Genomic DNA, 10,353 nt, shown 5'->3' on the forward strand with positions numbered 1-10,353 from the left:
ACGGCCGCCCCGTTAATGTAAATTCTCCCTCCGACGCCGCCCGCGCTTGTTACATTGGCTGCGGTAATGCCGCCGCCGGACCCGCCGCCGGACCCGCCAGCTTCAGGGCCACAGTTTCCGCCGCCAGAGCCCGCGCCGCCGCCGCCAGCAAAGAGCAGCGTCCCGAACGTCGTGTTGCCGCCGGCAGTTCCGTTGTTTCCAGCCGCGCTATCGACGGTCTGCGCTGCGCCGCCAGTGCCGCCCGCGCCGATCGTGACGGTGAGGCCCCCGCCGATCTGAGCTGGGGTAAACTTGCCTTTTGCAATTCCGCCGCCTCCGCCCCCGCCTCCGCCTGAGGCGATTGCCCCGGCCGCCTGTCGCGCGCCTGCGCCGCCGCCGCCGCCGCCGCCAAAAAGGATCACGTCAACAAAGCGCATTCCTGGCGTCGGCGTATAAGAATCCGTGGCCGCAAACAGATGAACCTTCGCCGGGCCGCCGCTTGGAAAGGCGACTGCGCCTGTGGCGCTGTCGATGACGATCGCTTCCTTCCAGATCGAACCGTCGGGCGACACTTTGACGTGGAAATGATCGTCGCCAATCAACCCTGTTTCGGCGCGCGCGGAATAGTTCGACTCGTAAAGTTGCGAGAGAGTGTTCGCGGCGCTCTCCTTGTTGAGCGCGAAGCGTAGATCGCCGGAGCCGCCTTCGCCGACGCCCCTTGCGGTGAAGAGCGTCGCATTGAGTTTGGCGAGCAGCGGATTGGCGCCGTCGGCGGTCGCGCCGATCCCAAGCCGCGCAAGGTTTTGCAGCTGGCGCAATGACAGGCCGCAATCAATCCATCCCGCGCCGTCATAGAGCAGCAGAAGCGCTTCCGCGTCGACATAGGCGCGCCAGCCGGCCTGCGGCGAAAGGAAGGTCCAGCCGCCTGCGAGGAATGTTGCGATCTGATCACTCTTGCCGGCGAAGGCGCCGGTCGCGCCGGCGCCGACGAGCACACGGTCGCCTTCCGCCGACGTCGCGGGCGGCGACGTCACGTCTCGCGCAGACACCGAAAGCTGCGTCAGCGCGTCGATCAGCGCCAGAGCTTCATTATGCGTGACGTGCTTTTGCGCTTGCGCCGCCTCGATGAAGGGCAGCGCAAGATGCGTGGTTTGCGTCATCGTTTTTCCTATTGGACGGGGAGCGTCGTCGTCAGCGGGAAACCCCGTCCAGCCGTCGCGCTCATCTGATAAAGTGAAAGCGTCAATTCGCTTTGCGGCGCGCCGAAATCGTCGAGTTCTTCGGCGGCGGGATAGAGGATCGACGCTGCCGCGGCGGTGATCGTGCGCTTTCCGCTCGCCGGCAGTGCGATATCGGCTTCATAGGATTCACTCGCCTCGCCGAGCGGAATGTCGAGCGCCTCCCAGGCGTCGGAGTCGATGCGTCCGCGCCGCACGAAATCGATGACGACGCCGGCCGGCGTGCGCCGGGCGCGCGCCTTCGTCGGCGCGTAGGGACGCAGCGCCTTGTTTGTCGCGGCGACCGTCGGCCGAACGAAGATCGGCTCCGCATAGTCGCGATCCGCCGGACCGATTCGATAGGTCATCGGCGCGCCAATCTCGGCGACCTTGCGCGCGAGCGGCAAGATCGCGTCATTGAGCAGCACGACGGTCGCGCCGGCCGGCGCATCGCGCGTGGCGAGATGTTCTTCGCCGCCGAGTCCGCGAATGAGCCTTGACAGACGATACGTCTGTTCGCCGATAAGTTCGGCGTGCGCGAAAGCGAAAATCTCCCAGTCGCCGTCGACGCGGATCGCCATCGACGAGCGCCCCGCCAGCGCGGCGAGATCGCCCACCGACGAGAGGTGTTCGGCGCCGATTCTGATCGTGACGCCGCCGCCATTATCGAAACGTCCGACTGGGCCGGCGCGCAGAACTTCAAGCGTCTCGCCGATCGTCGCGCGCTTGTCCAGGATCGCGATCTGCTCATAGCCGCCTTGGAACGTCATCCTCCAGATTGCGAGCGGACCGGGCCAGGGATCGGCGAAGGCGGCGACATAGGAGAGCGCTTCTTCGTCGCGCGCCAGCGCGAGGTCGAGAATTTCGACTCTCGGCGGTCCGACCATCTTCGGCGATACGACATTCACGCGTCCAAGCAGCGGCGCGGCTACGTCATAGACGGACGCGTCCGCCGCGCGCGCGCGCACTTGCCGCGCGGCGCCGTCCGTGATGCTTTGAATTTGAAACAACCGGCCGCCGCCCGCTGCGCCGAGCCGCACCAGATCGCCGGGCTGCAAGGCGAGAAGGCCAGGCCGCAGCGTAAACTCCGCGGTTTCGCGTCCGATCCACAAGTCCTGAAGCCAGCTCTCCGCAAGCGACTGCGCATTGGCGCGATTCGTCATCACCGCGGCTTGCGCTTCACTCTGGCGCGCCGAGCGTCCCTCGAGTCTGCGGGATAAGACTCGCGCCATTTGAAAGTCGTTTTCGGAATCGCAGAAGGAAAGCGCGATCTCCTGCGGCAGTTCGCTTTCCTGCGCCCGCGCCAGCGTCACGAGCGACGCGGTTTTGCCGGAAACGAGATCATCTTCGTCAATTTCGCACACCGGCTTCCCGCGCCGATCGACGAAGCGCAAGGCGCCCGCGCTCGCCACGACGTCGATGCCGTAAAGCGCGGCAAGAGGATCGATCGCCTCGCGCGGCGACATCGGCCGCTCCAGCACATAGCCGTCGAGAAAGCCGCTGACGTTCGGCCGCTGCGTGACAACTTCAGGCGCGGAGACGGCGCCGGCGAGCGCCAGCAGGAGGCGGTCGAGCGGGGCGCCTTCGAGTCGTCCGTTCAGCCAGTGGCCCGTTTCCCAATTGGCGGCGTCGCTCCATGCATCGGCTTGCGTCGGAAAGGCAGGAAAGGGGCGCGCGTCCCAGCACCATATGTGCAGGCGCGCCGGATCGACCATCGGCCCGGCGTAGAGGTTGGACGTCGGGTTGCGCGCCCCGCCGCCGGGCGCCGCCGGATCGAAATGCGCGATCATCGCCTCGATGAATCGCGCCTGCATGAGATCGTCGCGGCCGTTGCGCGAGAAATACGGCAGACCGCCATCGCTCGAGCGCGGATCCGGAAAAACATTCGGCGCATTGGCGCCGCGGTCGACCGCGGGACATCCCGTCTCGACGATCCATATCGGCTTCGACTGCGGGACCCATGCCGTTGGCGCCGCCAGCTCAGCGCCGCCGACGCGCTCGTAATGCGGTTGCGACCACCATGACAGAAAATCCTTCTGGCGGAAGATCCAAGGCTTGCCCAGTCCATCGATGATCGGCGTGCGATCTTGCTCTAGGCGCGCATTTGCGTCGGCGTAATGCCAATCATAGGCCTCGCCCGAAGCGATGCGAGACTTGAGATAGTCGAGATCATAAATGCTCGCCGCCTCCTGCGCGTCGAGATGCGCGTCGCCGTCGCGCCAGTCGGAGAGCGGCCAATAGACGTCGACGCCGACGAAATCGACGGCGCTTGACGCCCACAGCGGATCGAGCGGAAAGCGCGCTTCGCCGCTCGTAGGAACATGCGCGCCATATTCCGTCCAGTCGGCGGCGTAAGAGATTTTTGGTTGCGGGCCAAGAATCGCTTTCGCTTCGGCCGCGAGAGTCGTCAGCGCCGCGACGGCGGGATAGGCGCCCGGCGCCGAGCGCACGCGCGTCAAGCCGATCAGCTCGGAGCCGATGAGGAAGGCCTCGACGCCGCCGGCCGCGACGCAAATATTGGCGTAATGCAGAATGAAGGCGCGATAGCGCGAAAAGAATGCGTTGAGCTGCGCCGCAGCAGTCGCGGTTGCGTCAGGTGAACCCGGGCGACCCGGCGCGGGATCGCATGTGACGCGTCCGCGCCACGGGAACGCCGGCTGTTCGACGCCGCCTGTGTAAGGATTGGGCAGCGTATTGCCCGGCGGCACGTCCATCATCACGAAGGGATAGAACGTCACCGCGAGGCCGCGCGCCGTGAGGTCGGCGATAGCGGCGACGACCGACGCGTCGCTGGGCGTTCCGCCATAGGCCGAGCGGCCGTCGATTTGCGACACGAGCCGCGCGGTTGCGCGCGTCAGCCCAGCCACCGCCCAGTCGGGCGGCCAGAAGCCACCGAGAATGAAGTTGAACTGACCGATGGTTTTAAATCTCGCGTCGACGCGCGGCGCGATCGTGCAATGTTCAGCGCGAAGGTCGTCGCCAAACCAGGCGACGACCAGCGCGACGCTTTCGAGATTGGGACAAAGCGCCTGCAGGGCGTCGATCGACGCGGTCCAATCCGTCGCGGCGGTGAGCTGATGGCGATTTTCCGCCGCCGTGGCGCCGGGCGAGTAGAAATTGAGCTTGAGGGCAGGGTGATAGCCGGCCTCCGTCGCGCCGGGAATAAGGTCGACGGCCCGGATCATTGCGCCGAGCCCTTCGACGGGCTTCACGACCTCGAAGGTGAATTGCGGAATGCGATTACCGAATGCGGCGAGCGCGAGATCCTCGAAAACGATATAGGCGAGGCCGCGATAGGCGGGCGCGTTTTCGGCTCCTTCCTTGGCGACGATCAGCGGATCTGGCTCCTGATCTTCAGTCCCGGCATAGATACGAATCGGCAGCGTCGTGATGTCGAGCTCTGAACCGTCAGCCCAGATACGTCGCACGAAAGCGATAGGCCCTTCGCAGAGCCCGATCGCGAAATTCGCCGAATAGGCATAGGTGAACTGAATGTTGAAGCCGCCGCTGCCGCCGCCGCCTTTGCCCTGATGCTGTGTCTGCGTAAAGGAAACATTGACGCGTTCGAGAAAACGCGTCGCCCAGATCATCTGTCCGCCGATGCGCGCGCGGCCATAGACGCGCGGCACGCCGGCGCCTTCCGTTGAGGTGATCCCGTCCATCGATTTCAGCCGCGGGCCGATCGAATAGCGGGGCGATGCCTGCGGTTGCAGCGCGGCGTCGATATAGGAGCCGCCAAAGCCGCCGAGCACGCGGCCGATCGAGGAACCAACAGGTCCGCCAATCGCGCCGCCGGCGACAGAGCCGATCGTTTGCAGAACAAGAGTGGCCATGAGCGTCTCGAAGAAGGTCATTCCCGACGCGCGCATCGCAGCGACCAGGAATCCAGACGATTGCAGAGATTCGTGTGAACGGCTCTGGATTCCCGGTCAGGCCTTCGGCCTGCCGGGAATGACAAATTGAAAGCATTCAGTCAGCAACGCCCGGAAAGGCGAAGGCGGCTACAAGCTTCTTGCGCCAATGCGGGCCAATCGCGACCTCCGCGACGCAGGCCCCGGCATGGGCGTGAATCATATGCGTCGTCGATATTGCGATGCCGAGATGTTTCGCTGGTAGATGTTCGCGAAAGCGAAACAGCAGAACGTCGCCTTCACGAAAATCGCTTAAAGCCACCGCGCTGAAATGCCGATGAGCGGCGTCAAGCAATGTCTCGGCGCTCAAGGCTTCGGCCCAATCGGGCGTATATGCGGGCGCCGCCTCCGGTTCGTCGCCGATGATGTCGCGCCAGACGCCGCGCACGAGCCCGAGGCAGTCGCAGCCGACATGAATGAGCGAGGCTTGATGCACGTAAGGCGTGCCACGCCAACGCCGCGCCGCCGCGACAATGTCGGCGCGGGTCATCTAAAAAAACTCCCGCCGTCCATCGCCGGCGCAAGCGCGCTCGGATAGGCGATGACTCGATCATTGCCCGGCATATGCGGGAAGCCGCGGAAGTTGACGATATTGTCGAACTTCAAGCGACAGGATGACGGGGTCTTGTCGCATCCCGCCGTCATGAGAACGGCGTCTCCGGCGAGGATCGCGCCGCCCGGCGGCGTCCACAGCGTGACGCTCGCGCGAAGATTTGCCTGCCGATGCGATTTGATCGTGAAACGGGCATTCTCATTCGCGCCGCTTGTGAAGGTCAGTGCGCCGCCTGCAAAGAAGCCGCTGTCGAAATTTTCGGAAAGGTCGATGTCGATGGCGCCCCCAACGGAGACGGCGATGATGCCCGTCGCGTGAAAGCCGGCCGCCAAAACATTGAATCCGCAGCGCACGTCGCCGAGATTAGCCGAGCAACTGCGCTGAAAGGCGCGGCCCTGCTGCTGATCGAAAAGATGCGCGCTCGAGCGCAGCTCCGCGGCGAAAGCCATCTCGCCACGACGTATCTCGCCGATCGTCGCGACATCCAGCAAGACGCGATCAGCGACATTCGTCCAATCGACGAGCCATGTCTCGACCGAGGCGCCGTCATAGAGGCCGTTCAGCAGATCCGCCTCGGTGAGGCTCTCGTCGCTCAAGGCGCCGGCCGCTTCGCCGGTTCCCGGCGCAAAGCCAACGCCCGATTCGAGCTGCGAAGCGGAAAGCCCGGTATTTGCGCGAAAGGTCACGCCATTAAATGTCAGATCGCGATCATGATCAGTGAAGCCCATCGCTGTCGCATCGTTGCGCGCAACGCGCCAGCACTGACAAAACGTCGTGGCGCGTCGATCGAGCTTCGCCAGCATCGAAGGAGAGAGCGACAGCATGGATATTTCCAATTCGGTTGATCGTGCCGCGGCATTGCGGGACGCGAATGCGGCGAAGCAATCCAGAATGCGGCTACGGTTGCTTCGTTTCGCTCGCCGTGACGCAGCAGGGCTACAGGATGATTTCAATGATCGGAATATTTGGAATCGCGCCGGCCTCGAAGGCGTGCATGTCGATTCCGAGAAAATCCGTATCGAAGCGCACTGGCACGTCGAAGAGAAAGCCAGCGGTGACGACCGCTCCCGCCGAGGGAATGGCGCCGGGCGTGAAGGTCACAATTCCTGTTGCGGCGTCGACGCTCACATCCGGCGCCGATTTCTCGACGTCGTCGACGGCGACGCGCACTGTTCCAGCGACCGGCTTTACGATGTCGCGCGCATAAGCGGAAAAGGCGCCTCCGTAAATCTTCACAAGCTGAAACGCGGTGCGCGCGCCATCTCCCATTCCGATTGTTTGATCGGTTGGGCTCGGCGTCGCGCCCGGCGCGCAGGAGGCGCAATCGGCGCGATCGCGCCATCGAAAGCCGTAAAGCCGGCCCCGCCGCTCTTCGAAGAATTCGATGATCTGCGAAAGTTGCGTGAGACTCTTGACGCCGTAGCCAGCTTCATAGCGGCGCCGCGAATGCGCCCAGCGGGCGTTGCGCGCCTCGCGATTGGAGCCGAGCGTCACGATCTCTGTGCGCCGCTCCGGTCCGCCGCGCCCGCCCAGCGAGATATCAAGCGGAAAGCGGATCTCGTGAAAATCGCTCATGCCGGCTGCGCCCGCTTAGAGGTTGCGCTGGCCGCGCGCGACAGCCCCCCGCCAGGGCGCCCGTGATTTGCGCCTCCGAACGGCGGAAGCTTTCGATATCCTGCGCAGCGATGTTGACCGTGACCGCAACCGGACGCGCGGCGGCGCCTTGCGCGACGACGCCGAGGCGGCCATCCGCGCCGCGCGCGAGCGGCATGATCGCCTCGGCGCCGCGCTCGCCCATCAGCCCCATCGCGCCGCCGCTCGCAAAATAGGTTGGACTTGCGACGACCCCGCCCTGCGCGAAAGGCGCAACGGTCCCGGCGCCGCCGAGGACGCCGGAAAACATGCCGCTCAATCCGCTCACCAGTCCTTCGGCGAGCGCCTTGGTTCCGGCGCGCAAGGCCATGCGCGTCAGCGACTGTGCGATCGTCGAGAGCACGTCGTTGAAGCTGCGGCCGCTTGCCGTCGCCGAGCCGAACCCCAGCTGAAGCGTCTTCGTGACATTTCCTGCCGACGCGTTGATCTGATCGAGCAGAAGTTTCGTCGCTTGCAGGTTAGCTGTTGTACCACGCTCATTCGCGCCCGGCGTGTTGAACGGGTCCGGGAAGGGGTCGAAATTCGTCGTCATGTCGATCCTTGAGAATCGGGAAATTGGCGCATCATTGCTTCAAGCGCCGCGCGCGACGGCGCGCTTGGCGCTAAGCCGTAAACGCCCTCCGCCGCGCAAAAAAGTTCGCGCGGCGTCATCGACCAGAAATCGTGCGATGTGAGCCGCAGGACGCCGAGCCCGAAGGCCATGGCGCGCGCGAACGGAAAGGGCGCGCGATGGGAGGCGTCGCGCGCCGCTTCTTCCGTTTGCCTCAAGCGTCCTGCGGCGTCGGAGGGTTTGCGTCGGCGCTCCGCTCAGGCGCATCGCCGAAGGTCGCGGCGAGGAGATCGGCCGCGATACGCACATAGCCTGCAAGACCTTCCGAAACTTTCATTCTCGCGACGTCTTCGTCGCTTATGTCGTTGCCGGCGCCGCGCAGCCCGCAGCCGATGATGCGCAGTATGTCGCGTGCGGAAAGCCGTCGTTCCTCAAAGCGGCTCGCGAGCGCGACAAGATCGCTGGCGCCAAAGCCGCTTTCGAGTTCGGCGAGCGCGCCGAGCGTCAGGCAGAGCGTGTAACTTTTGCCGTCGATCGTCGCGTCGATTTCGCCGCGCTTGCTGTTTGCCATTGCGTCCTCATATGAAATGCGCCGGTCCATCTGGAATTGTCATTCCGGCAGGCCGAAGGCCTGAACGGGAATCCAGAGTCGCAACAAGCATGTTTGATTTTGTCCCTGGATTCCTGTTCGCGCTTTGCGTGTCGAGAATGACGGTTGAGCCGTTCAAACCTCACAACGCCGCGAAGGCGAGGGCGCCCGCCGATTCGAGCGAAATGTCGAAGGTCACTTCAGCGGCATATTCGCCGCGGTAATCGAGATTGGCGATCTGGAACAGGCCCGAGAGCACGCCGAAGTCCGGAATGACAATCTGCCATTCGCGCAGCAGCCCGTCGAAGAAGGTCTGGCGCAGGAGCGCATCCGACGACTGGTCTTTGAACACGCCAGTTCCGGAGACGCTCGCGCGCCTCAGTCCGCCGCCGTCCAGCAATTCGCGCCAGCGGCCGCTCGACTCGGCGTCGGTCACGTCGACCGTGTCGGCATTCAGCGCGAGGCGTCGCGTGCGCAAGCCGGCCACCGTGACGAAGCTCGCGCCGTCATGAATTTTCAAGAGCAGATCCTTGCCTTTCTGGGCGGCCATCATTGAGCTCCGTTAAAGATATTCTGTCGTGGCGCGAAAGCGCAGATTGACTCGCCCGAAGCGACCGTTCTGCTCGCGACGCGCTTCCATGGAGAGGAAGCGCAGGTCGACCAGCCGATGATCCTGAGGATTGAGCGCCGCCTCATCGAGAAGATCGGCGATGCGCTGCGCCAGTTCGAGCGCCTCGCTCAGCCCCCGCATCGTCGACGTGACGCTGATCGTAAAGAGCTGCTCCGCGCCCGGCGAGAGATCGGCGGACCAATCGCGCAGCTGCGCTTCGCCAAAAAGCGCATAGGGCGGTTCGGCGCCGCGTGGCGCCTCGTCGTAAAGCTTTTGGCCGAGCGCGGCGGCGAAGCCTGCATCCGCGAAGAGATAGGCGCGGATCGCCTTGCGCAGCGCGATGACGGGAGAAGCACTCATGGCGAGTCCTTTAAGCGATCTCTTCGCATTGGCAGATCAAAAATCGCTGGCGCTCATCGGGATCGAGAACCGATTGGATGCGAAGGTTGCGACCGCGGTAGACAAAGCGCATGTCCTTTGAGACATCGTCGCGCCAGCGGATCGTCACGACATGAGTTGTCGCCTGCTCGGCGCGCTGCTCGACGAAATCCTCGCGGACGCCCGAAGGCGCGACGTGCGCCCAAAGATTTACGACCGGCGTAAAGCTGCGCGAAAAACCGCCGGCGCCATCGGGCGCGTCGATCGGCGCTTCGAGCGTCACGCGATGGCGTAGCGCGCCGATGGGGAGCCCGCTCACAGCAGCCGCTCCCGCCGAAACGGCGCGGCGAGCTGCGCGACAGCTTTGGGCAAAGCGTCGTCCCCGCCGTCCCCGCGATGTTCGCGCCAATACGCGACGAGCGTCAAAATCGCCTGGCGCAGCGGCTGCGGCGCATCACTCGTGAGGGCGCCATAGCCGATGTTGAAGTCGATCTCGATTCCGTCGCTCGCGCGTCCAGGCGCCGGCGGCGCCGATGCGAAATTAACGCGGCCGTCCTCGGTCGAGGTGGGCGCGCGATAGGTCGCCGCATTGAGCGTCTGCGGCGCGTCGCTTGCGTCGTGCACGCGGATCGCCGTCACCGACTGAAAGGGCGCGAAAGGAATGCTGAGCGTCGCGTTCGAGGCAACCGAAGTGGGCCAGCAATCGAACACGAGACGCCAGCTTTGGGTGATGAAGAAGCGCCTTGTATAGGCCTCCAGCGTCATGCGAGCGGCGACGATCAGCGCCTGGATCAATTCGTCTTCTTCGACGCCGTCTTCGCGTAGCCATGATTTTGCGTCGGCGAGCGAGACGGGCTCGATCGCCGGCGCGCCGATGAGCATCGGTCGCATCGCGCGTCCTAGGTTGTGGTGA

The 10,353-nt window shown here is 64.5% G+C and carries 12 protein-coding genes; all 12 read right to left on the minus strand.

All coding sequences use genetic code 11. From position 1 onward, the window contains the following. The coding region (locus NEI07_RS00785) for a DUF2793 domain-containing protein (protein WP_256032051.1) at positions 1 to 1,139 on the minus strand (1,139 nt) is incomplete at its 3' end. A gap of 8 nt (positions 1,140 to 1,147) precedes the next feature. Beyond that, positions 1,148 to 5,029 (minus strand): baseplate multidomain protein megatron, encoded by a 3,882-nt coding sequence (locus NEI07_RS00790; RefSeq protein WP_256032066.1) that lies wholly within the window; start codon positions 5,027 to 5,029, stop codon positions 1,148 to 1,150. Positions 5,030 to 5,165: 136 nt separating this feature from the next. Next, entirely contained in the window at positions 5,166 to 5,597 is a 432-nt protein-coding gene (locus tag NEI07_RS00795; protein WP_256032052.1) for an NlpC/P60 family protein, read from the minus strand. Beyond that, on the minus strand, positions 5,594 to 6,484 hold the full coding sequence (locus tag NEI07_RS00800; RefSeq protein WP_256032053.1) for a DUF2163 domain-containing protein: 891 nt from the start codon (positions 6,482 to 6,484) through the stop codon (positions 5,594 to 5,596). The genes NEI07_RS00795 and NEI07_RS00800 overlap by 4 nt, the downstream gene beginning before the upstream one ends. Before the next feature lie 112 nt (positions 6,485 to 6,596). Continuing rightward, positions 6,597 to 7,235: a DUF2460 domain-containing protein gene (locus NEI07_RS00805; protein ID WP_256032054.1), complete on the minus strand. Its 639-nt coding sequence runs from the start codon at positions 7,233 to 7,235 to the stop codon at positions 6,597 to 6,599. Beyond that, positions 7,201 to 7,845 (minus strand): phage tail tape measure protein, encoded by a 645-nt coding sequence (locus NEI07_RS00810; RefSeq protein ID WP_407659835.1) that lies wholly within the window; start codon positions 7,843 to 7,845, stop codon positions 7,201 to 7,203. The genes NEI07_RS00805 and NEI07_RS00810 overlap by 35 nt, the downstream gene beginning before the upstream one ends. Further along, entirely contained in the window at positions 7,842 to 8,081 is a 240-nt protein-coding gene (locus tag NEI07_RS00815; RefSeq protein WP_256032055.1) for a rcc01693 family protein, read from the minus strand. Before NEI07_RS00815 ends, NEI07_RS00810 begins: the two co-directional genes overlap by 4 nt. Next, a complete protein-coding gene (locus NEI07_RS00820; protein ID WP_256032057.1) occupies positions 8,078 to 8,434 on the minus strand; it encodes a gene transfer agent family protein in 357 nt (118 codons plus the stop codon). Before NEI07_RS00820 ends, NEI07_RS00815 begins: the two co-directional genes overlap by 4 nt. A gap of 160 nt (positions 8,435 to 8,594) precedes the next feature. Further along, positions 8,595 to 9,002 carry a phage major tail protein, TP901-1 family gene (locus tag NEI07_RS00825; RefSeq protein WP_123177718.1) on the minus strand — a complete coding sequence of 136 codons (408 nt, stop codon included), beginning with the start codon at positions 9,000 to 9,002 and terminating at the stop codon, positions 8,595 to 8,597. Between the two features lie 12 nt (positions 9,003 to 9,014). Further along, entirely contained in the window at positions 9,015 to 9,422 is a 408-nt protein-coding gene (locus tag NEI07_RS00830; RefSeq protein ID WP_256032060.1) for a DUF3168 domain-containing protein, read from the minus strand. 10 nt (positions 9,423 to 9,432) lie between these two features. Next, on the minus strand, positions 9,433 to 9,759 hold the full coding sequence (locus NEI07_RS00835) for a phage head closure protein (RefSeq protein WP_256032062.1): 327 nt from the start codon (positions 9,757 to 9,759) through the stop codon (positions 9,433 to 9,435). Then, a partial coding sequence (locus NEI07_RS00840; RefSeq protein ID WP_256032065.1) for a head-tail connector protein occupies positions 9,756 to 10,353 on the minus strand: 598 nt, incomplete at its 5' end. The genes NEI07_RS00835 and NEI07_RS00840, both read right to left, overlap by 4 nt.

Origin of the sequence: Methylocystis suflitae (assembly GCF_024448135.1) — a bacterium.
Classification (GTDB): Bacteria; Pseudomonadota; Alphaproteobacteria; order Rhizobiales; family Beijerinckiaceae; genus Methylocystis; species Methylocystis suflitae.